Annotated in this window: 23 protein-coding genes and 1 pseudogene; 13 read left to right on the forward strand and 11 right to left on the reverse strand. The window is 71.7% G+C overall.

All coding sequences use genetic code 11. The annotated features are described in order from the left end of the window. From VLI41_RS00475 to leuC, 4 genes and pseudogenes are all read right to left on the reverse strand, one after another. Window positions 1–204, reverse strand: a pseudogene (locus VLI41_RS00475) (hypothetical protein); the annotation flags it as partial. Beyond that, window positions 201–812, reverse strand: coding sequence for a 3-isopropylmalate dehydratase small subunit (gene leuD / locus VLI41_RS00480; protein ID WP_325266086.1), 612 nt, complete (start codon window positions 810–812; stop codon window positions 201–203). The pseudogene VLI41_RS00475 and the gene leuD, both read right to left, overlap by 4 nt. Next, window positions 812–1,615, reverse strand: coding sequence for a VOC family protein (locus VLI41_RS00485; RefSeq protein ID WP_325266087.1), 804 nt, complete (start codon window positions 1,613–1,615; stop codon window positions 812–814). Before VLI41_RS00485 ends, leuD begins: the two co-directional genes overlap by 1 nt. Next, entirely contained in the window at window positions 1,612–3,021 is a 1,410-nt protein-coding gene (leuC, locus tag VLI41_RS00490) for a 3-isopropylmalate dehydratase large subunit (protein ID WP_325266144.1), read from the reverse strand. Before leuC ends, VLI41_RS00485 begins: the two co-directional genes overlap by 4 nt. A 157-nt stretch (window positions 3,022–3,178) precedes the next feature. Between leuC and VLI41_RS00495 the strand changes: the two genes are divergently transcribed. From VLI41_RS00495 to VLI41_RS00505, 3 genes are all read left to right on the forward strand, one after another. Then, the gene (locus tag VLI41_RS00495; protein ID WP_325266088.1) at window positions 3,179–3,559 is read left to right on the forward strand and encodes a MotA/TolQ/ExbB proton channel family protein; all 381 of its coding nucleotides are present in this window, start codon (window positions 3,179–3,181) and stop codon (window positions 3,557–3,559) included. A gap of 61 nt (window positions 3,560–3,620) precedes the next feature. Beyond that, entirely contained in the window at window positions 3,621–3,995 is a 375-nt protein-coding gene (locus VLI41_RS00500; RefSeq protein WP_325266089.1) for a BlaI/MecI/CopY family transcriptional regulator, read from the forward strand. Next, window positions 3,988–4,893: a M56 family metallopeptidase gene (locus VLI41_RS00505; RefSeq protein ID WP_325266090.1), complete on the forward strand. Its 906-nt coding sequence runs from the start codon at window positions 3,988–3,990 to the stop codon at window positions 4,891–4,893. Before VLI41_RS00500 ends, VLI41_RS00505 begins: the two co-directional genes overlap by 8 nt. On the opposite strand, the gene VLI41_RS00510 is transcribed toward VLI41_RS00505, so the two are convergent. Further along, on the reverse strand, window positions 4,890–5,873 hold the full coding sequence (locus VLI41_RS00510) for an NAD-dependent epimerase/dehydratase family protein (RefSeq protein ID WP_325266091.1): 984 nt from the start codon (window positions 5,871–5,873) through the stop codon (window positions 4,890–4,892). The two genes, VLI41_RS00505 and VLI41_RS00510, sit on opposite strands and share 4 nt — an antisense overlap. Before the next feature lie 89 nt (window positions 5,874–5,962). On the opposite strand from VLI41_RS00510, the gene VLI41_RS00515 reads away from it, so the two are divergent. Beyond that, window positions 5,963–6,856: a LysR family transcriptional regulator gene (locus VLI41_RS00515; RefSeq protein WP_325266092.1), complete on the forward strand. Its 894-nt coding sequence runs from the start codon at window positions 5,963–5,965 to the stop codon at window positions 6,854–6,856. Between the two features lie 197 nt (window positions 6,857–7,053). Here VLI41_RS00515 and rplS read toward each other — a convergent pair whose 3' ends face one another. After that, complete coding sequence (gene rplS, locus VLI41_RS00520) at window positions 7,054–7,470, reverse strand: 50S ribosomal protein L19 (RefSeq protein ID WP_325266093.1); 417 nt, start codon at window positions 7,468–7,470, stop codon at window positions 7,054–7,056. Between the two features lie 26 nt (window positions 7,471–7,496). Continuing rightward, complete coding sequence (trmD, locus tag VLI41_RS00525) at window positions 7,497–8,207, reverse strand: tRNA (guanosine(37)-N1)-methyltransferase TrmD (protein WP_325266094.1); 711 nt, start codon at window positions 8,205–8,207, stop codon at window positions 7,497–7,499. 107 nt (window positions 8,208–8,314) lie between these two features. Here trmD and VLI41_RS00530 point away from each other — a divergent pair, with 107 nt between their 5' ends. After that, window positions 8,315–9,172: an acyl-CoA thioesterase II gene (locus VLI41_RS00530; protein WP_325266095.1), complete on the forward strand. Its 858-nt coding sequence runs from the start codon at window positions 8,315–8,317 to the stop codon at window positions 9,170–9,172. Between the two features lie 156 nt (window positions 9,173–9,328). Here the strand turns inward: VLI41_RS00530 and rimM are convergent, their stop codons facing one another. The 3 genes from rimM to ffh are packed head-to-tail and all read right to left on the reverse strand — an operon-like array spanning window position 9,329 to window position 12,005. Then, window positions 9,329–9,832: a ribosome maturation factor RimM gene (gene rimM, locus VLI41_RS00535; protein ID WP_325266096.1), complete on the reverse strand. Its 504-nt coding sequence runs from the start codon at window positions 9,830–9,832 to the stop codon at window positions 9,329–9,331. Between the two features lie 12 nt (window positions 9,833–9,844). Further along, window positions 9,845–10,471, reverse strand: a complete 627-nt coding sequence (gene rpsP, locus VLI41_RS00540) for a 30S ribosomal protein S16 (protein ID WP_325266097.1) — start codon at window positions 10,469–10,471, stop codon at window positions 9,845–9,847. A gap of 22 nt (window positions 10,472–10,493) precedes the next feature. Then, window positions 10,494–12,005 carry a signal recognition particle protein gene (gene ffh / locus VLI41_RS00545; protein WP_325266098.1) on the reverse strand — a complete coding sequence of 504 codons (1,512 nt, stop codon included), beginning with the start codon at window positions 12,003–12,005 and terminating at the stop codon, window positions 10,494–10,496. A gap of 330 nt (window positions 12,006–12,335) precedes the next feature. On the opposite strand from ffh, the gene VLI41_RS00550 reads away from it, so the two are divergent. The 6 genes from VLI41_RS00550 (at window position 12,336) to VLI41_RS00575 (ending at window position 16,715) form a co-directional block, all read left to right on the forward strand. Then, window positions 12,336–12,872 (forward strand): methylated-DNA--[protein]-cysteine S-methyltransferase, encoded by a 537-nt coding sequence (locus tag VLI41_RS00550; RefSeq protein WP_325266099.1) that lies wholly within the window; start codon window positions 12,336–12,338, stop codon window positions 12,870–12,872. Window positions 12,873–12,931: 59 nt separating this feature from the next. Beyond that, a complete protein-coding gene (locus tag VLI41_RS00555) occupies window positions 12,932–13,783 on the forward strand; it encodes a glutamate racemase (RefSeq protein ID WP_325266100.1) in 852 nt (283 codons plus the stop codon). A 112-nt stretch (window positions 13,784–13,895) separates the two neighbouring features. Next, the gene (locus VLI41_RS00560; protein ID WP_325266101.1) at window positions 13,896–14,471 is read left to right on the forward strand and encodes a hypothetical protein; all 576 of its coding nucleotides are present in this window, start codon (window positions 13,896–13,898) and stop codon (window positions 14,469–14,471) included. Between the two features lie 9 nt (window positions 14,472–14,480). Next, entirely contained in the window at window positions 14,481–15,005 is a 525-nt protein-coding gene (locus VLI41_RS00565) for an SRPBCC family protein (protein WP_325266102.1), read from the forward strand. Window positions 15,006–15,065: 60 nt separating this feature from the next. After that, on the forward strand, window positions 15,066–15,956 hold the full coding sequence (locus VLI41_RS00570; protein WP_325266103.1) for a hydrogen peroxide-inducible genes activator: 891 nt from the start codon (window positions 15,066–15,068) through the stop codon (window positions 15,954–15,956). 210 nt (window positions 15,957–16,166) lie between these two features. Then, window positions 16,167–16,715: a PadR family transcriptional regulator gene (locus tag VLI41_RS00575; protein ID WP_325266104.1), complete on the forward strand. Its 549-nt coding sequence runs from the start codon at window positions 16,167–16,169 to the stop codon at window positions 16,713–16,715. A 64-nt stretch (window positions 16,716–16,779) separates the two neighbouring features. Here VLI41_RS00575 and VLI41_RS00580 read toward each other — a convergent pair whose 3' ends face one another. After that, entirely contained in the window at window positions 16,780–18,858 is a 2,079-nt protein-coding gene (locus VLI41_RS00580; protein ID WP_325266105.1) for a prolyl oligopeptidase family serine peptidase, read from the reverse strand. Between the two features lie 185 nt (window positions 18,859–19,043). Between VLI41_RS00580 and dapF the strand changes: the two genes are divergently transcribed. Together dapF and mtaB are read left to right on the forward strand one after the other, a co-directional pair. Beyond that, the gene (dapF, locus tag VLI41_RS00585) at window positions 19,044–19,865 is read left to right on the forward strand and encodes a diaminopimelate epimerase (protein ID WP_325266145.1); all 822 of its coding nucleotides are present in this window, start codon (window positions 19,044–19,046) and stop codon (window positions 19,863–19,865) included. Continuing rightward, on the forward strand, window positions 19,862–21,265 hold the full coding sequence (gene mtaB, locus VLI41_RS00590; RefSeq protein ID WP_325266106.1) for a tRNA (N(6)-L-threonylcarbamoyladenosine(37)-C(2))-methylthiotransferase MtaB: 1,404 nt from the start codon (window positions 19,862–19,864) through the stop codon (window positions 21,263–21,265). Before dapF ends, mtaB begins: the two co-directional genes overlap by 4 nt.

Raw genomic sequence — 21,265 nt, forward strand, 5'->3', positions numbered from 1 at the left:
GCGAAGCGGATGGGCCTGCAGGCTCGCCAGCGCCGCCTCGGCCGCGCCCGGATGTCCGGGGTCCGGATCGGCGGCGCAGTCGCGGGTGATCCCGCCCGGGGCGATCTGGCAGGTCACGACCACGGTGGCCGACAGCGGGGCGGCCGGCGCGACCTGCGCCGGCGCCTCGGCGGCCGGCGGCGGGGCGGGCGCGGCCGGAATCACGCGTCCTCCAGCCACGGCTGGGCGAGCGCGCGCTTCATCTCGTAGACGTCGATCGCCTCGGCGGCCTGCAGGGTCTCGCCGATGGCGTCCAGGCCGCCCAGCATCTTCGCCTTGCGGGTGGGATCGATCTCGAAGCGGAAGGTTTCACCCGACGGCGAGACGACGCTCTGCGTCTCCAGATCGACGGTGACCAGGTGGTTGCCGCCCTTGGCCTCGGCCATCAGCTGCTGCACCTCGTCGGGTTTCAGCACGACCGGCAGCAGGCCGTTCTGGAAGCAGTTGTTGTAGAAGATGTCGGCGAAGCCGGTGGAGATCACGCAGCGGATCCCGAAGTCCATCAGCGCCCAGGGCGCGTGCTCGCGCGAGGAGCCGCAGCCGAAGTTGTCGCCGGCGATCAGCACGCCCGCGCCCTTGTATTCCGGCCGGTTGAGCACGAAGCCGGGCTTCTCGCGCCCGTCGGCGTCGAAGCGCAGGTCGTAGAACAGGCCCTTCGCCAGCCCCTCGCGCTCCACGGTCTTGAGGAACTGCTTGGGGATGATCTGGTCGGTGTCGATGTTGGCCAGCGGAAGCGGCGCGGGCTTGGCGTCGAGGCGTGAGAAGGGCTGCATCAGGCGGGCTCCGGCGCGGGCTCGGCGGAGAGCACGATGGTCGGCACGCCGGCCGGCGCATCGCGGACGGTGAACACCTTGGTGCCCGGCTTGCGGCCGGCGCGCACCTGCGAGAGGTCGAAGCCGGCGGCGGCGAGCCGCGCATGGAGGGCCTCCGGGTCGGCGGCGCGCCAGGCGAGGCCCGAGAAGCGGTCGGGCGCGTCGGAGACCGGCGCCTTCAGGCTCGCGCCCACCTCGAACACCGCATCGCCGAGGCGGAAGAACAGCTGGCGCGCCCCCCACTGCGGATTGGCGCGGTCGAGGCGCAGGTCGAGGCCGAACTTCGCGCCGTAGATGGCGAGCGCCCGCTCGGGATTGCGGGTGCCGACCACCACGTGGTCCAGGGCGGGGATCGCGGCGGCCTCGGCGCCGATGGCCGGCGATGGCTGCGCGCCGATGCGGCCCGGCGTCAGCACGAAGTCCAGGCCCGCGGCCCGGATCCGGGTGACGGCCGCAACCGGCTCGGTCTCGAGCCCGCGCCGGGCGAGCAGGCGCGAGGCGGCCTCGAGGTCGGCCACCTGGAAGGCGCAGATCCAGACGCCCTCGCCGGCCGCCTCCAGGCGCGCGCGGACCCGCTCGCCGGCCGGGCCTTCGCCCGAGGGCGCGATGACCTCCAGCGCCATGTTGGAAAGATGAAACCAGGCGCGAGCCGCCCCGTCGCGAGGATCGAGCTCCGGCTCGCGGCCGAGCAGGCGGCGGTAGCCGTCGACGGCGGCCTCGAACCCGCGCACCGCGACGGCCACGTGGTCGAGCGCGGTGATCACAGGAAGTCCCGCACGTCGGCGATGCGCCCGGCGATGGCGGCGGCGGCGGCCATGGCGGGGCTCATCAGGTGCGTGCGGCCGCCGCGGCCCTGGCGGCCCTCGAAGTTGCGGTTGGAGGTGGATGCGCAGCGCTCGCCCGGCGCGAGGCGGTCGGGGTTCATGCCCAGGCACATCGAGCAGCCCGGCTCGCGCCAATCGAAGCCGGCGGCCCGGAACGCCTCGTCCAGCCCCTCGGCCTCGGCCTGGGCCTTCACCAGGCCGGAGCCCGGCACGACCATGGCGCGGACGCCCGGAGCGACCTTGCGGCCGCGGGCGATGGCGGCGGCGGCGCGCAGGTCCTCCAGGCGGCTGTTGGTGCAGGAGCCGATGAACACCACGTCGACCGTGGCCTCGGCGATCGGCTGGCCGGGGCTGAGGCCCATGTACTCCAGCGCCCGCTCGGCCGAGGCGCGCTTGTCGGGGCTGGCGAAGCTGGCCGGGTCGGGCACGGCGCCGGTGACCGGGATCACGTCCTCCGGGCTGGTGCCCCAGGTGACCAAGGGCGCGATGGCGGCGGCGTCGATATGGACCTCGCGGTCGAAGACGGCGTCGGGGTCGGAGAAGAACATCTTCCAGTAGGAGAGCGCCATCTCCCAGGCGCCGCCCTTCGGCGCAGCGGGGCGGCCTCTCAGGTACTCGAAAGTGGTCTCGTCGGGGGCGATCAGGCCCGCCCGGGCGCCCGCCTCGATGGTCAGGTTGCAGAGCGTCATGCGCCCTTCCATGGAGAGCGCGCGCACCGCGGAGCCGGCGTACTCGATGACGTATCCGGTGCCGCCGGCCGTGCCGATCGCCCCGATCACGGCGAGCGCGAAGTCCTTGGCGCCGACCCCGGGCGCAGGCGCGCCGTCGATGACGACGCGCAGGTTCCTGGCCTTGGACTGGCGCAGCGTCTGGGTGGCGAGCACATGCTCGACCTCCGAGGTGCCGATGCCGTGGGCGATCGCCCCGAACGCGCCGTGCGTCGAGGTGTGGGAATCGCCGCAGACGATGGTCATGCCGGGCTGGGTGCGGCCCTGCTCGGGCCCGACCACGTGGACGATGCCGTTCCTCACGTCGCCCATCGGGAAGAACTCGATGCCGTAATCCTTGACGTTCTTCTCCAGCGTCTGGAGCTGCAGGCGCGCTTCCTCGTCGGCGACGGCGCCGACGCCCAGGCCCTGGCCCTCGGTCGGCACGTTGTGATCGGCGACGGCCAGCGTGCGGTCCGGCCGGCGGACCGGGCGGTGGTTGGCGCGCAGCCCGGCGAACGCCTGCGGCGTGGTCACCTCGTGGATCAGGTGCAGGTCGACGTAGACGATCGCCTCGCCGTCCTGTTCGGCGACCAGGTGGGCGTCCCAGATCTTGTCGTAGAGCGTCTTGCCGGGCATCGCCGGCATGTAGGTCCGCAGGGCCGCGCACGTCTAGTGCTGCGATGCGGCGAAATCAGCGCAGCCGCGAGAGGATTTTCCCCGAACGCCGGTGTTGACGATCGAGATTACAAGTGTAACTCTCGCGTGAACTACAACTGTAGTCCGGAGCGCGCACATGCCGTCTCAACGCCTGACCCTCATCGCCGTCTTCGCCCATGCCTCGCCGGTCGTGCAGGTCGTCCTGTTCCTGCTTCTCGTGCTGCTGATCGCCGCCGTGGGGGTGTGGGTGGGCCAGCTCGGCGGCCGGCGCATGGCGCGCGGCGAGACCATCCTGTCATCGGTGCTCGTCGCAGCGCCGCTGTTCGGCCTGACCGCCGCCGCCTACGGCCTGCTCAACATGTCCATCGGGCTGGCCAACGTGCGGCCGACGCCGGACCTCGCGACGGTCGCGCCGGGGCTCGCGGAGGCCAGCCTCTGCATCCTCCTGGGCCTTCTCGCCGCCTCGCTGGCGGCGGCGTTCCGGGCGCACCTGCGCTTCGCCCACCGCCCCGCTTGACGGCCAAGATTACGGGCGTACGCTCCGCCTGACCTACATCTGTAAGACCGGCGCGGAGTCGATGGCGAAGATCTCGGGCGCGGAAAGTCAGATCATGGAGGCGCTGTGGGCCAAGGGCCCGCTGGGCGCCGACGACATCGTCGGCGAGGTGGGCGGACCGCAGGGCTGGGGCGAGGCCACCGTCAAGACGCTGATCAACCGGCTCCTGAAGAAGAAGGCGATCGCCTCCGAGCGCGAGGGCGGCCGGGCGCGCTATCGCCCGCTGGTCAGCCGCGCGGAGTACCTGACCGGCGAGAGCCAGGGCCTGCTGGATCGCCTGTTCGGCGGCGAGCTCGCGCCGCTGGTCGCCCACTACGCCAAGCACCGGCCGCTCTCGCCCGAGGAGCTGGAACGGCTGAAGGCGCTGATCGCCGAGCTGGAGCGGGACGATGACTGAGCTCGCCGACATCCTGCTGCGGGCCAATGGGGTGGCCGCCCTTGCGATCGCAGCCGTGCTGGTCCTGAGGCTGCCGGCCCGCGCCGCCTTCGGAGCGGAAGCCGCCTACCGGCTGTGGGCCGCGCCGCCGCTGGCAGTCGCCGCCAACCTGCTGCCGTTCAAGGTCGCTCCGGCCGGGACCGCCGCGCTGGGCCACTTGGCGCCGGCGCATCTCGCCGGGCCGCTGCTCGCCGCCTGGGCGGCGGGGGCAGGCGTTGCGGTGCTGCTGCTCTGGCGCGCCCAGGCCGCTTTCCTGCGGGCCGCGCGGGCCGGCCGGGCGGGACCTGCGGTGGTGGGCGTGATCGCGCCGCGCGTGATCATGCCGCCCGACGACGGCCGCTTCTCGGAGGCGGAGCGGGCGCTGATCCGGGCGCACGAGCGCGAGCACATCTGCCGCAAGGACCCACGCGCCGGGGCGCTCGCCGCGCTCTGCCAGTGCCTCGCCTGGTTCAACCCGCTGGTCCACCTGGCCGCCCACGTGGCCCGCCTCGACCAGGAGCTCGCCTGCGACGCCGCGGTGATCCGCAAGCGGCCGAAGGACCGGGCGCTCTACGCCAGGACGCTGCTCAAGACCCAGCTGGCCGGCGCGGCGCTGCCGCTCGGCTGCTACTGGCCGGCCCGCGCCAGGCATCCGTTGGAGCTGCGGGTCGAGCTGCTCAAGCGCCGCCGCCGCGAGGGCGGCCTCGCGGGCTCGCTGCTCATCGCCGCGGCGCTGACGATCGGCGCCTTCCTGGCCACCGCCGCCGGGCCGCCCCTGCCGCGGGCCCCGGTTCCCGAACTGCCGGGCCTCGAGGAGGGTGGCGCGGGCCAGATGTCGGTCATGCTGGTGACCTGGAGGACCAGCGCGCCGCGCCGCTAGGCCGCGCGCGCCAACTCCGGCCGCTCCAGGCAGCCCAGCGCGCTCAAGGTCTCGGCGAGCGCCTGTTCGATGGGCGTGTGCGGCTCGCCGCCCAGGGTCTCGATCAGGCGGGCGTTGTCCAGCAGCACCGTCTCGCGCCACAGATAGCGCATCTCGGAAAGCTCGCGGAACGTCTCGTTGAACGGCCCGGCGGCGTAGAGCGCGATCCAGGGGAAGGCCCGCACCGGCAGCTTGCGGCCGACCACGGCCTCGAAGGCGGCGGCGAGCTCGTGGCCGCTCAGCGCGTGGCCGGCGAAGTGGAAGCTGGCGTGCGCCGAAAGCTCGGCCTCCTTCTCGATCAGCCGCACGGCCGTCCGGGCGAGGTCCGGCAGGTAGGCGTGGGCGTGCGGCACGCCGAGCGGGCCGGGGTAGGTCAGGCTGCGGACCGGCTTGCCGGCCTGGAAGACCACCCGCCCCAGCCAGCTCGTCGACGCGCGGGGGCCGAAGAAGTCGCCGGCCCGCAGGATGATCGACTTGGCGCCGTCCTGCGCGGCCTCGGCCAGGCGCCGCTCCATGGCGACGCGGATCGCGCCCTTGCGGGCGAGCGGATGCTGCGGCGAAGCCTCGGAAAGCGTCGGGAAGGCGTCGGGGCCGTAGTTGTAGACGTTGCCGGGGAAGACGATCCGCGCGCCCTCGGCGGCCGCGGCGGCGATGGTCGCCTCCAGCATCGGCAGGGCCAGGCCCTTCCAGTTGCGATAGCCCGGCGGATTGGCGGCGTGCACGATGACCCGCGCGCCTTCCGCGGCGGCCCGGACGTCGTCGCGCACCATGGCGTCGCCCTTCACCCACTCGACGGCGAGGCCGCCCGCGGCGGTCCGGGCGCGCTCGGGGTCGCGGTTGAGCCCGCGCACCCGCCAGCCCGCGTCGATGAGCGCCTGCGCCGTCTCGCCGCCGAAGCCGCCGGTCGCGCCGATCACCAGGGCCAGAGGTTGGGTCGTCATCGGAATGTCTCCTTCAGTCGCCCGGACCATGACGGCCGCGCTTGCTGAACGGAATTGCCTTTCTGCGTGGGCCGGCTATTCAATAGCGAATGACCAGTTCGCCCGACTGGAACCTGTTTCAGAGCCTGCACGCGGTGCTCGCCGCCGGCAGCCTGTCGTCGGCGGCCAAGCTCCGCCGGCTCACCCAGCCGACCATCGGCCGGCATATCGACCAGCTGGAGCGCCGGCTGGGCGCGCCGCTGTTCCTCAGGAGCCCGCGTGGCCTGCAGGCGACCGACCTGGCGCTGGCGCTGCGGCCGCACCTCGACGACATGTCCGCGGCGGCGCAGGCGGCGGTGCGCGACGCCTCCGGCGCGGCCGACGCGTCGTCCGGCGTGGTGCGGGTGACGGCGAGCGAGATCGTCGGCGTCGAGGTGCTGCCGCCGATCCTGGCGAGCTTCCGCGAGGCGCACCCCGAGATCGACATCGAGGTGACGCTCTCCAACCGCAACGAGGACCTGACGCGGCGCGACGCCGACATCGCGGTCAGGATGGCCCGCCCCGCCCAGAACACCCTGGTGGCGAGGAAGATCGGTTCCGTCGGCTTCGGCTTCTACGCCCGCCCGGAATACCTGGCGCGTCACGGCGCGCCGACGAATTTCGACGAGCTCGAACAGCACGCGGTGGTGGGCTTCGACACGCGCGCGCCGATGACCATCGAGGACCTGCAGACCCGGCGGCCGATCAGCCGCGAGATGTTCGCGCTGCGGACCGACAACGACATCGCCCAGCTGGCCGCGGTGAAGGCCGGCTTCGGCATCGGGGTCTGCCAGCACGGCATCGGCCGGCGCTCCGGCCTCGTACAGGTGATGGCAGGCGCCCTGCCGTTCCGCCTGGAGATGTGGGTCTGCATGCACGAGAACCTGAGGGCCAGCCGCCGCATGCGCCTGATGTTCGATCACCTCGTGGCCTGCCTCAGCGAGGCGATCGGAGACGGGAACTAGAGGCGATGCCTGGAGGATGTGGACGCCTTTACGCTTCAGGTGGAGCGCTGCGATGGGCGGCGGCTCATGCCGGACGGGGAGGTCCCGCCGCTCGAAGGGGAGAGTCCATCCGATTCGTTCGTCATCCCGGCCGGAGCGCAGCAGAGAGCCGGGACCCAGGGCCGGCGTACGCGACTCTCCAAAGGACAGACTGCCGCCTACTCCTTGGCGGGGGCGACTTCCGGCGCTTCGGAGGGCTCGTCGCGGCCGGCGGCGACCATCTGGCGCTCGGCGATGCGGGCGGACTTCCCGCGGCGGTCGCGCAGGTAATAGAGCTTGGCGCGGCGGACCACGCCGCGGCGCTTGACCTCGATGGATTCGATCATCGGCGACAGCAGCGGGAAGCAGCGCTCCACGCCCTCGCCGAAGGAGATCTTCCGCACCGTGAAGCTCTCGTGGACGCCCGTGCCGGCGCGGGCGATGCAGACGCCTTCGTAGGCCTGGACGCGTTCCCGGTCGCCTTCCTTGATGCGCACGTTGACGCGCACGGTGTCGCCCGGCCGGAACTCCGGAACCTTGCGGGCGGCGGTGAGGCGCTGGGCCTCCTCCTTCTCGAGCTGTTCGATCACGTTCATCGGTTCAGATCCTTGAGTACCGGGCTTCACCTGCCCTTTGCCTGTTGATTGGCGGCCCGCTGCGCCCACAAATCCGGGCGCCGCTCCCGCGTGGTCTGCTCCCGCTGATCGCGCCGCCAGCGGGCGATCCTCGCGTGATCGCCCGACAGCAGCACCTCGGGAATGTCGAGCCCTTCGAAGGTCCGCGGCCTTGTGTACTGCGGATGCTCCAGGAGCCCGTCTTCGAAACTCTCCTCGTCCAAGCTCGCCGGCTCGCCCAGGATCCCCGGGACCAGCCGGACAGCGGCCTCGATCGCCACCAGCGCGGCGGCCTCGCCCCCGGCCAGCACCGCATCGCCCACCGCGACCTCCTCGAACCCGCGGCTCTCGATCACCCGCTGGTCCACCCCTTCGAACCGACCGCAGAGCACGATCAGCCCGGGCCCTGAGGCCCACTCGCGCACGCGCGCCTGGGTCAGGGGCCGGCCCCGCGCGCTCATGTACAAAAGCGGCCGGCCGCGCGCCTCCACGCCGTCCAGCGCCGAGGCGATCACGTCCGCCCGCATCACCTGCCCCGGACCGCCACCCGCGGGGGTGTCGTCGAGGAAGCCGCGCTTATCCTTGGAAAACCCCCGGATGTCCACCGTTTCGAGCCGCCACAGGCCCTTCTCGCGCCAGGCGGCGCCGATCAGCGAGACGCCGAGCGGGCCCGGGAAGGCCTCCGGGAACATGCTCAGCACGGTGACGTCGAAGCCCATCGCGGCTGAAGGCGCCAACGCCGGGCCGGCGTCAAGCCTTGCGGGGGCCGGGCGGCGCGCGTAAGGGGCGCCTTCGCAACTGCAACATAGCGCGCGCCGAGATGCCCATGGACGAGACCCTGGTCGAGACCCTCCAGCTCGAGCGGCTGGAAGTGAACCTGTTCCGGGGGACGACGCCGGACAACCGGCCTGGCCGCATCTTCGGCGGGCAGGTGATCGCCCAGTCGCTGCTGGCCGCCTACGAGACGGTCGAGGACCGGATCTGCCATTCCCTGCACTGCTACTTCATCCGGCCGGGCGATCCGACCCATCCGATCGTCTTCGAGGTGGACCGCTCGCGCGACGGCGGCAGCTTCACCACGCGGCGGGTGATCGCCGTCCAGCACGGCCAGCAGATCTTCAATCTGGCGGCCTCGTTCCAGGTGGCGGAAGAGGGCTACGAGCACCAGGCGCCGATGCCCAAGGCGCCGGGCTGGAACGAGCTGCCCGACGAGCGGGCGGTGCGCCAGGAGATGATCAGGAGCGACCCGGAGCGGTTCAAGGACTGGATGGACCGGCACCAGCCGATCGAGATGCGCTCGGAGGACGCGCGCACCTACTTCCGGTCTGGCCCGAGCGAGCCCGAGAGCGCGAGCTGGATCCGCTGCCGCGACCCGATCGGCGACGATCCGCGCATGCACCAGGTGATCCTGGCCTACGCCTCCGACATGAATCTGCTGTCGACCGCAATGCGGCCGCACCGGGTGCACTGGCAGACGCCGGGCTTCCAGTCGGCGAGCCTCGACCACACCATGTGGTTTCACCGGCCGACCAATTTCGAGACCTGGCACCTCTACGTGCAGGACAGCCCCTCGGCCTCGGGCGGCCGAGGCTTCATCCGCGGCGCGATCTATTCCGAGGCCGGCGTGCTCGTGGCGAGCGTCGCCCAGGAAGGCCTGATCCGGATGCGGAAGGCGAAGGACTGAGCCCAAATCCCTCCTCTTCAGGGGAGGGATGGCCGCCAGGCGGCCGGGGTGGGGGAATCGGGATCGAGCTGGAACGGGGAGTCCTGGCCCTCACACCCCCACCCGGCCCGAGCTGCGCTCGGTCCGCCCTCCCCTGAAGAGGAGGGCTCTGGAGATTCACTCCGTCTCGTCCGGCCGCACCGCCACGACCACGCCCTCGGCGATCCGCACCTCGGGGACGGCGTCGCGGGTGAAGGGCAGCCAGAAGCTGGCGCCTTCGGGCGGCTCGATCTCCAGGAGGTCGCCGGCGCCGAAGTCCTGGACGGACCGGATCCGGCCGAGCGGCTCGCCCTCGGGGCTTTCCACGGCGAGGCCCACGAGGTCGGCGACGTAGAACTCGTCCGCGTCCGGCTCGGGAAGCGCCGCACGGGGGACGTAGAGGCGAAGCCCCCTCAGGGCCTCGGCCTGCTCGCGGGTCTCGACCTCCTTCGCGCGGCCGATCAGCGCGCCTTTCGCCGCGCGGCCGCCGGTCAGCGTCAGCGCCGGGCGGCCGTCCTCGCGCAGCAGTTGGCCGTAGCCGAGGAGCGACAGCGGGTCGGCCGTGTAGGCGGTGATCCGGAGCTCGCCCTTGACGCCGAACGCGCCCGCGACCCGGCCGACCAGGATGAGTTTCGAGGTCACCACCTCAATGGATCAGCCTTCCGCGGTCTCGTCGCCGGGCGCGGAGACTTCGTCGGGGGTGGCGGCGTCCTGGGCAGGCTGCTCGGCCTCGACGGTGGTCTCGGGCGCGGCTTCGGCGGCGGAGGCTTCTTGCGCCGCGGCTTCGGCGGCCGGAGCTTCCTCGGCGGCGGCTTCGGCGGCCGGGGCCTCTTCCGCAGCGGCTTCGGCGGCCGGGGCTTCTTCAGCGGGAGCGGCTTCCGCCGCCGGCGCTTCCTCCTGGACGGGCGGCGGGGCGTTCTTGGCCTCCTCCGCCGCGGCGGCGCGGGCGGCCTCGCGCTGGGCGCGCTCCTCGGCGCGCTCCTTGGCCTTCTGGCCCGGCTGGCCCTTGTTCGGGTTGGAGCCCGGCGTCCAGGTGGTGATCCCGAGCTTGGCGAGCTCGCGCGCCACACGGTCGGTGGGCTGGGCGCCCTTCTTCATCCACTCGGCGATGCGCTCGCCCTTGACGATGATCCGGTTGGGATCGTCCTTCTTGAGCAGCGGATTGTAGGAGCCCAGCTTCTCGATGAAGCGGCCGTCGCGGGCCGCGTGGCTGTCGGCCACCACGATCGAGTAGTAGGGGCGCTTCTTGGCGCCGCCGCGGGCGAGACGGATCTTCAGCATCGAGAGGTCCTTCGGGGTCTGGTCATTTCTTGAATGGGTTGAAGCCCGGGGGCAGGCCGCCGCCCAGGCCGGGGAGTTTCGGGCCGCCGGCCTGCTGCAGCTTGGCGGCCATGTCTTCCATTTCCTGCTGCGAGGGCATCGGCATCTTGCCGCCGCCGAGCGCCTTCAGCCGGTCCATGCCGCCCCCGCCGCCGCCCAGCATCTGGGCCATCTGGGCGAAGCCCCTGCCGCCGCCCTTGCTCATCATCTTGAAGGCGTCGGCCATCTGGCGGTGCTGTTTCAGCAGCCGGTTGACCTCGGACACTTCGACGCCGGCGCCGGCGGCGATGCGGCGTTTCCTGGAGGCCTGCAGGATGTCGGGCTTCTTGCGCTCGGCCTTGGTCATCGAGCCGATGATCGCCGCCTGCCGGTCGACCGTCTTGTCGGAGATGCCGGACTCGGCGATCTGGCGCTTGATCTTCTGCACGCCGGGCAAGAGGCCCATCAGCCCCTCCATGCCGCCCATCCGCTTCATCTGCTGCAGCTGGTCGGCCATCATGTCGAGGTCGAACTGACCCTTGGCGAGCCGCTTGGCCATGGCCTCGGCCTTGGCGACGTCGAGGTCCTGGGCGGCCTTCTCGACGAGGGCCACCACGTCGCCGGCGCCCAGGATGCGGCCGGCCACCCGCTGGGCGTCGAAGGCGTCGAGGCCGTCGATCTTCTCCGACACGCCGAGGAACTTGATCGGCAGGCCGGTGACCGCACGCATGGACAGCGCAGCCCCGCCGCGGCCGTCGCCGTCGGCCCGCGTCAGCACCAGGCCGGTGAGCGGCAGGCGTTCGTGGAAGGCCTTGGCGGTGCGCACCGCGTCCTGGCCGGTCAGCGCGTCGGCGACCAGCAGGGTCTCGTGCGGATGGGCGATGCGGGCGATCTCGGCCGCTTCGCTCATCATCGCCTCATCGAGGGTGGTGCGTCCGGCGGTGTCGAGGATCAGGACGTCGTAGCCCTGCAGCCGGGCCGAGGACATCGCGCGCTTGGCGATATCCGGCGCGGCCTGGCCGGCGACGATGGGCAGCGACTCCACGCCCGCCTGCTGGGCCAGCGTCGCGAGCTGCTCCATCGCCGCGGGGCGACGGGTGTCGAGCGAGGCCAGGAGCACCTTCCTGCGCTCCTTGCCGAGGCGCAGGCCGAGCTTGGCCGCGGTGGTCGTCTTCCCCGAGCCCTGTAGCCCCGCCATCATGATGATGGTCGGCGGATTGAGCGAGAGGTTCAGCGCCTCCGGCTCGCCCTCTCCGCCGAGCATCTCGACGAGCCCGTCGTAGGTGATCTTGACCACTTGGTCGGCGGGCTTGACCGAGCGGATCACCGCCTCGCCGCTGGCGCGCTCCTTGGCCTTGGCGATGAACTCGCGCACGACCGGCAGCGCCACGTCGGCCTCGAGCAAGGCGACACGGACCTCGCGCAGCGCCTCGTCGATGTCTTTCTCCGACAGCACGCCCTTGCCGCCGAGGCGGTCGAAGACGGAGGACAGACGATCTGACAGCGCGTCGAACAAAGACTGCTCCTGCAGCAATTCGCGGACGCGAATTGCGCCGTTCCAAGTCCCGTTTTCGCAATTCGCGAAAACGGGGCGGCCCAAACGCAGTCGGCCCCCGTGGACGATTGCGTCGACGGGGGGCCTCGCCGCCCTCGTCCCATATGGTGTTGGGGGTCGTGGCGGTGGAGGGCGCTGACCGAGGTTGCGCCGGAAGCGCGGGGTTATGGGCTTGCATCGGCGTCCGGTCAAGAAAACGGCGAGTCCGCCGACATTTCCCCCGTGCCCCGGGGGAAGCTAGACGTCCGAAAGCCGCCAGCGAATCTCGCGTGCGAGGCCTATATTCGGGCCATGACGCAATACGCCATCTTCGAGACCGCCATCGGCTGGGCGGGGATCGCCTGGGGCGCGGCGGGGCTGGTGGCCGTGCACCTGCCGGAGCGCGAGCCGGAGGTCGCGCGGCGGAGCTTCCTGCGCCGCTTCCCCGAGGCCGCCGAGGCCGCACCGACGCCGGCGGTCGGAACCGCCATCGCGGGGATCCGCGAACTCCTGGCCGGCAAGCCCGCCGACCTGTCGGATGTCGCGCTCGACCTCTCCCGCACGCCGGAGTTCCACGCCAGGGTCTATGGGATTGCGCGCGCGATCCCGCCCGGCGAGACCCTGACCTACGGCGAGATCGCCGAGCGGCTCGGCGACAAGCTCCTGGCCCGCGACGTCGGCCAGGCGCTCGGCAAGAACCCCTGGCCGATCGTGGTGCCCTGCCATCGGGTGACCGCGGCGGGCGGCAAGCCCGGCGGCTTCTCGGCGCGCGGCGGGGTCGCCACCAAGCTCAAGCTGCTCGCCATCGAGGGCGCCAGGGCGGCGGCGCAGGCCGACCTGTTCGCCTGAGCGAACCTGCGTCGGAAGGGTCAGATGACAGGCCCGCGCGCGACGGCTAAGGCGGGGCCATGTCGATCGGCGTCTTCGATTCCGGGGTGGGGGGCCTTTCGGTCCACCACAAGCTCGTGGAGCGCTTCCCGAGCGCCGATTTCGTCTATCTCGCCGACCAGGCGAACACCCCCTATGGCGGCCGCCCCGGCGAAGAGATCGTGGCCCTGACCCGGGCCGGCTGCGAGCGGCTGTTCGCGGAGGGCTGCTCGCTCGTCGTGCTGGCCTGCAACACGGCCGCCTCGGTGGCGCTGCGCCGGCTGCAGCAGAGCTGGCTGCCGGGCTATCGCAGGGCGGCGGGCCGGCCGGTGAACGTGCTCGGCATCGTGGTGCCGACCATCGAGGCCGCGACCGGCCTTCCCTGGGAGCACGAGGCCGAGCGGCTGGACGACAAGGTCGAGAAGGTCGACATCGTGGGCGTCTTCTCGACGCCGGCCACGACCGGCAGCCGGGTCTACGAGATCGAGGTCGACAAACGCCGGCAGGACGTGGCGGTGTTCTCCGAGCCCTGTCCCGACCTCGCCCGGCTGATCGAGACCAACGCCCCGCGCGAGGCGCTGGCCGCGGCGGTGGTGGCGCACGTGGCGGCGCTCACCAAGCGGATCGGCCGCAATCCCGACCGGGCGATCCTCGGCTGCACCCACTACGAGATCGTGGCCGACCTGTTCCGCCAGGCGCTGCCCGCCGGGACCCCGGTGATCCACCAGCCGGACGCCACCGCCGAGGCGCTCGCCCGCTATCTGCAGCGGCATCCGGAGTACGACCCCGGCCACGGCGGAACCCGGCGGTTCCTCACCACCGGCGCGCCCGGGCCGCAGAACGGGCTCGTCGAGACCTTCTGGGGCGCGCCCCTGAGGTTCGAGCCCGCCTAAATCGGAACCGGAACCGCGGCCCCAGAGAATCTGATTGGCCGCGGCCCGCGTCAGGGGGATAAGGCGCTGAAGCCGAACGACGTTCGATGCGCCTCAGATCAGGGAAACGCCCATGCTCGCCCGCCTCACCCTCGCCGCCGCCGCGCTCGCGCTCGCCGGCGGCGCCTACGCCCAGATGCCGCAAGGCCAGCGCCTGACCGGAACGGTCAAGCAGGCGGACGCCAGCCACGTGGTGATCGCCGCGGCGTCCGGGGACGTCGATCTCGCGGTCACCCCGCAGACCCGCGTGTTCGTGCAGCAGAAAGCCTCCGCCGCCGACATCAAGGCGGGCGCCTATCTCGGCACCGCCAACGTCACCGACGCGACCGGAAACGGCCAGGCCGCCGAGGTCCACATGATGGACAACGGCCCCAACGTCCACTCGGTGATGGACGCCGACAAGCACCTCGTCATGACCAACGGCCACGTGAAGTCGGTGGCGAAGACGCTGAAGGGCGAGGACCTCGAGGTCGACTACGGCGCGGCGGCCCCGCAACACGTGGTGGTGCCGGCCGGGACTCCGGTGACCCGGCTGGCGCCCGGCGACATCGCCGCCGTCAAGGCCGGGGAGACGGTGCAGGCGCTCGCCGTGCCCGGCGCGGGCGGCAAGCTCGCGGCCGCCTTCATCGCCGTGGCCGCGCCGAAGTAGGCGGCGCGAGTGAGAGGGATCTGGGCGGCGGCTGCGCTTGCGGTCGCCTGGACGGGGGCCGCCCGGGCGGAAGTCGCGGACAAGTCCGCCGCGGGGTTCGAGGTGGTGGAGACCGCGACCATCGCCGCGCCGGCCGGCAAGGTCTGGGCCGCGCTGATGCGGCCCTCGACCTGGTGGGACAGCCGCCACACCTTCACCGGCGCGGCCAAGAATCTCTACATCGATCCGGCGGGCTGCTTCTGCGAGCAGCTGCCGAAGGGCGCGGTGCGCCACATGACCATCGTCTATGCGGACGGCCGCTCGCTGCTCAGGCTCGCCGGCGCGCTCGGGCCGCTGCAGGCGAGCGGCGCGACCGGCAGCCTCACCTTCGCGCTGAAGCCGGACGGGACGGCGACGGACCTGACCCTGACCTACGACGTCGGCGGCTATGCGAGGGGCGGTCTCGCGCAGACCTGGGCGGCGCCCGTCGACCAGGTGCTGGGCGCCCAACTCGGGCGGCTGAAGAAGGCGGTCGAGACCGGTAAGCCGGATTAGGGTCGGACAGCTCGGTCAATCGTTCCTGGAAAACGTTTAGATCGGCTCTATATGTGGGCCATGCTGCCCACTCTTCGCCAACTGCAGTACCTGAAGCTGCTCGTCGAGCACGGCAGCTTCGGCCGCGCCGCAGAGGCCGCCCACGTGACCCAGCCGACGCTCTCGGCCGGCATCCAGGAGCTGGAGCGGTGCCTGGGCGCGCCGGTCGCGGAGCGCGCGCGGACGGGCGTGATCCTGACGCCGATGGGGGAGGAGGCGCTGCGGCGGGCGCGGATCATCCTCACCGAGGCCGAGGAGCTGGTGGAGGCCGCCAAGAACGCCAGCCAGCCGCTGACCGGCCGCTTCCGGCTCGGGGTGATCCCGACCATCGCGCCCTTCCTGCTGCCGAGGGCCTTGCCGCTGCTGCGCGAACGCTTCCCGAAGCTGCGGCTCTTCCTGCGCGAGGATCTGACCCATCGGCTGGTGGCGGCGCTCAGGGCGGGCCAGCTCGACGCGGCGCTGATCGCGCTGCCCTACGAGCTCGCCGGCCTGCACTACGCCCACGTGGCCAACGACGAGCTGCTGGCCGCCCTGCCGGCCAACGATCCGCTGGCCGGTCAGGCCTCGGTCTCGCCCCAGGCGATGGAGAAGCAGGGCCTGATCCTGCTGGAGGACGGCCACTGCCTGCGCGAGCATGCGCTGGCCGCCTGCGGCCTGAAGCCGCCCAGGGCCGCGGCCGGCGAGGAGGTGTTCGCCGCGACCTCGCTGCCGACCCTGGTGCAAATGGTGGGCTCCGGCCTGGGCGTCACCTTCCTGCCGGCCATGGCGGTCGAGGCCGGGCTGACCGACGCCGCCCCGGTCGCGGTGCGCCCGATCAAGGCCGACCATCCGAGCCGCGAGATCGTAGTGGCCTGGCGCGCCGGCTCCAGCCGCGGCGCCGAGGGCCGGCTGCTGGCCGACACCCTGAGATAGCACAGCGAACACCTCTCCCGCTCGCGGGAGAGGGTAGGGAGAGGGCCGGCTGGCTGGCTCCGGACGGTCTGGCGAGGGCTTGCCTACGTCACCGTCCAGGGTTCTGGCTGCGCCATCGGCGGATACATCTAGATACAATCGAAATCGCTTGCGCCCCGACATGGATCAGATATATCGCAAATATCGATATGTCTCGATAGGAGCGAAAACATGTTTCATCACCATCACCACGCGCGGTATGAGGAGCGCATGCGCGAGCACTGGAAGAGCTACGCCCGGGGCCGGATGCGCGGACGCCGGCTCGGCCGGCTGCTGGAGCACGGCGACCTGAGGTTCGTGGTTCTGGCGCTGATCGCCGAGCAGCCGCGGCACGGCTACGAGCTGATCAAGGAGCTGGAGGAGCGCACCGGCGGCGCCTACCGGCCGAGCGCGGGGGTGATCTACCCGACCCTCAGCCTCCTGGAGGACGAAGGCCTGGTGCGCCAGGCGGGCGGCGAGATCGGCCGCAAGCTCTATGAGCCGACCGAGGAGGGCAAGGCGGCGCTCGCGCAATCGCGCGCCCACGTCGACGCCATCTTCGCCCGCATCGCCGAAGCCGCGGAGAGCTCGGAATCCAGCCGGCCCCGGATCGCGCGCGCCATGACCAACCTCGGCATGGCCCTGCAGCACCGGCTGTCACGGCGGCCGATCACGTCCGAGGAGATCGACCGCATCGTCAACATTCTCGACGACACCGCCTCGGCCATCGAGAAGAGCTGAGCCTGACCCCTCTCCCTACCCTCTCCCTCTCTTCGGCGCTGGCGCGCCTCGGGGGAGAGGAGTGCTAATCCATCAGCTTCTGGGCCAGGTAGACGTAGTGCCTGGCCCAGCGGCGGGCGTTGAGCTCGGGGTCGGCGTCGTTGGCGTGGCCGCCGAAGGTCTGCTCGTAATAGAGGCAGGGATAGCCCATGGCCTCGAGCTTCGCGGCGAACTTGCGCGCGTGGCCGGGATGCACCCGGTCGTCGCGGGTGTTGGTGGTGATGTAGGGCTCCGGGTAACGCATCCCGGCCTTCAGGTTCTGGTAGGCCGAGTACCTGGCGATGAAGGCGCGGTCGGCCGGAACGTCGGGATCGCCGTATTCGCCCACCCATGAGGCGCCCGCCGAGAGGTGGTTGTAGCGCAGCATGTCGATCAGCGGGCTCTCGATGACCACGGCGTTCCAGAGCTCGGGATGCTGGGTCATCGAGACGCTCATCAGGATCCCGCCGTTCGAGCGGCCGTAGATGCCCAGGCGCCTCGGCGAGGTGACGCCGCGCTTGAAGAGGTCGCGCGCCACCGCGGCGAAGTCATCGAACGCGCGCTGGCGGTGCTCGCGCAGCGCCGCCTCGTGCCAGGCGGGACCGAATTCCCCGCCGCCGCGGATGTTGGCGATCACATAGGCGCCGCCGCGCTCCAGCCAGAGCTTGCCCATCTCGGGCAGGTAGATCGGCGGCTTGGCGAGCTCGAATCCGCCGTAGCCGTACATGACGGTGGGCGTCGCGCCGTCCAGCTTCGCGGCCTTGGGGCGGACCACGAAATAGGGGATCCTGGTCCCGTCGGCGGACGTCGCCCAGGACTGCTCGACCACGTCCCTCGATGCGTCGAACCTGGGCGGCAGCTGCCTGAGCTTGACGGTCTCGCTCGTCGCCGCATCCAGGAACCAGAGCGATGTCGGCTCCAGGAACCCCTCCGCCTCGGCGAATGCGCGATCGGTCGCATCGTCGGCGTCGACCAGGGTGAGGTTGGCGTCCCGGGGCAGGTCCAGGCGGCGCGCAACCCAGCGGCCGCCCGAGCGGCTGTAGACGTCGACCGCGCCCTTGACGTCCTCGAGCAGGTTGACGAGCAGCCGATACTTCGTGGCGCGCACGGCCTGGATGGCCTGGCGAGGGCCGGGCTGGAAGACGAGCTCAGGCCTCATCTCGCCGGACACATGCCCGAGCAGGGCGAGCTCATAGGCGACGAGCGCGCCGGCGTGGAAACCCTTCCAGTCCTGTTTCAACGCAAAGATCAGCTGGCCGGCGACATAGTCCTGGTACTCGGCCTTGGGCGGCAGATCGAGCCTGACCGGGCGATCGCGCAGCGGCGTCTTCACATAGAACTCGTGCTCGAAGAAGCTGAGGCTGCGGTCGATCAGCACGCCTTCGAATCGGCCGCCCTCGCGCAGCACGACGGGACCGTCGCGGACATCGCTCCTGGCGCCGCGGAACAGCTCGCTCACCACGCCGTCCCGGCCGACGGCGCGCACCACATAGGGATAGCCGGAGGGCGTGACCTCGTCAGGGGTCCAGGGGCGCGAGACGACCACGTAGCCGTCCGCCATCCAGTCGATGGTCTGTTTCGCCACGGGGAAGTGGAACCCGTTCGCGACGAAGCGCCTGGTCGTCCGGTCGAACTCGCGGACCTCGACCGCGTCGGAGCCGCCGTTCGAGAGCCGAACCAGGCACAGCCGCTCCTGCGGCTTCAGGCAGGTCGCGCCTTTCCAGATCCAGTTCTTGCCCTCCCCTTTGGAGAGCTGATCGAGGTCGAGCAGCGTCTCCCATTGCGGCCCGGCGCTGCGGTAGCTGGCGAGGCTCGCATGCCGCCAGATCCCGTGCACATGCTGGCCATCCTGCCAGAAGTTGTCGATCCCGCCGGCGCGGAAGCGGGGCGTCGGGATACGGTCCTGGGCGGTGAAGATGGCCAGCGCCTCGCGGTGGAAGACCGCGTAGCGCGGATCGCCCTCCAGGCGCTTGGCGGTCCTGGCGTTCTGCTGCGCGACCCAGGCCATGGAGCGGGGCGCATCGATGTCTTCCAGCCAGCGGAAGGGATCGGGCGGATTCGTCTGCGCGTGGCCAACAGCCGGGGCAAGGATCAGCGCGGCGACTGCGGCGAGTAGCGATTTCATGCCTCGCGTTTTAGCCATGCCGATCGTCAGTTGAGAAGGGAACCACGGATTGCAGGGTTTTCCACGGATGACGCCGATCCGTGTTCATCCGTGAAATCCGAGGTCCGAAATCGAGCGCCTGCGGCGAGAGCGGGATGACAGGCTCGCGTGCGCGCTCGGGCGATCTCGCCTATATGTCCGCGGCCATGGGCCGTCCGTTCCTGAAGATGAACGGGCTCGGCAACGACTTCGTCGTGGTCGAGACCCGCTCGCAGCCGTTCTCGCCGACGGCCGAGGAGGTGCGCGCCATCGCCGACCGCGCGGGCGGCGTCGGCTGCGACCAGCTGATCGCCATCGAGCCGGCCGCCGGCGCCGACGTGCGCGCGCGGTTCTGGAACGCCGACGGCGAGGAGGTCGCGGCCTGCGGCAACGGGACCCGCTGCGTCGGCTGGCTGATCATGCAGGCCGCGGGCAAGGACGAGGCGGTCATCGAGACCAAGGCCGGACGGCTTCGGGCCGAGCGGGCGGGCGAGCGGCTGGTCAGCGTCGACATGGGCGAGCCGCGGCTGGCCTGGGACGAGATCCCGCTCGCCGCGCCGCAGGACACCCGGGCCCTGGACGTGGCGCTCTACGACCATCCGGCGCTCAAGGCCCCGCCGGGCTGCGTTTCCATGGGCAATCCGCACGTGGTCTTCTTCGTGGACGAAGTGGCGAGCGCGCCCTTGCGTGAAGCCGGGCCGGCCATCGAGCGGCACCCGCTGTTCCCGGAGCGCGTCAACGTCGGCTTCGCCGAGATCGAGGACCGCAACACCATTCGCCTGCGGGTCTGGGAGCGCGGCGCGGGCCTGACGCTCGCCTGCGGCACAGGCGCCTGCGCGGCCCTGGTGGCGGCGGCCCGGCGCGACCTCGCCGAGCGCACCGCCACCGTGCTGGTCGACGGCGGCGAGCTGCTCATCGACTGGCGCGCCGACAACCACGTGATCATGACCGGCCCCACGGCCGTGGACTTCGCGGGCGAGCTGCCATGAGCGGGCCAAACGCCACCTCCGTCTCGGCGCCTGCGCGCCGATCCACCTCCCCCGCTTCGCAAGGGAGGAGCGAGGCTGCGCTCCTCCCTCGTCGCGCAGACGACGAGGGAGGGGGACCGCGAAGCGGTGGAGGGGGCGCGGGCGTCGATATCGTCACCTTCGGCTGCCGTCTGAACGCCTACGAGAGCGAGGTCGTCCGGGCGCGCGCGGCGGAGGACGGGCTCTCCAATGCGGTCGTCTTCAACACCTGCGCGGTGACCGGCGAGGCCGTGCGCCAGGCGCGGCAGGCGATCCGCAGGGCCAGGCGCGAGCGGCCGGGCGCGAAGCTGATCGTCACCGGCTGCGCGGCCCAGATCGATCCGGCGGCGTTCGCGGCCATGCCGGAAGTGGACCTGGTGCTGGGCAATGCGGAGAAGACCGCGCCCGGCGCCTACGCCCTCACCGCCGAGCCCGCGCGCGTGCGGGTCAACGACATCATGAGCGTGCGCGAGACCGCCGGCCACCTGATCGACGGCCTGAAGGACCGGGCGCGCGCCTACGTCGAGGTGCAGAACGGCTGCGACCATCGCTGCACCTTCTGCATCATCCCCTACGGCCGCGGGAACTCGCGCTCGGCGGCGGCGGGCGAGGTGGTTGCGCAGGTGAAGCGGCTGGCGGCCCAGGGCTACCGCGAGGTGGTGCTGAGCGGCGTCGACATCACCAGCTGGGGCGCCGACCTGCCGGGCGAACCGACATTGGGCCAGCTGGTCGCGCGGATTTTGAAGCTGGTCCCGGAGCTGCCGAGGCTCAGGCTATCGTCGATCGATGCGGCCGAGATCGATCCCGACCTGCTTCGCTGCCTCGCCGAGGAGCCGCGGCTCATGCCCTATCTGCATCTCTCCTTGCAGGCGGGCGACGACATGATCCTGAAGCGCATGAAGCGCCGGCACAGCCGCGCCGATGCGCTGAAGCTGGTGGGCGAGGTGCGGGCCGCGCGGCCGGACGCGGCGTTCGGCGCCGACCTGATCGCGGGCTTTCCCACCGAGACCGAGGCGATGTTCGACAACACCCTCGGCCTGGTCGAGGCGGCGGGGCTCTCGTTCCTGCATGTCTTCCCCTTCAGCCCGCGGCCCGGGACGCCGGCCGCGCGCATGCCGCAGCTGGCTCGGGCGGTGGTCAAGGCGCGCGCGGCGCGGCTGCGGGCGGCGGGCGAGGCGGCGCTGGCGCGGCATCTCGGGCGGCAGGTCGGGCGCACCGTGCTGGGCCTGGTCGAGCGTCCGGGCCTGGCGCGCGCCGAGGACTTCACCGAGGTGGCCTTCGAGGGGGCGGCCCGGGCGGGCGAGATCGCGCCGCTGGTGGTGACGGGGCATGACGGGCGCCGCGCGCTGGCCAGGCTGCCGGCGCTGGAAGCCGCGGAATAG

The sequence above is a fragment of the Phenylobacterium sp. genome, from assembly GCF_035475775.1.
In the GTDB taxonomy this organism is placed as follows: domain Bacteria; phylum Pseudomonadota; class Alphaproteobacteria; order Caulobacterales; family Caulobacteraceae; genus Phenylobacterium.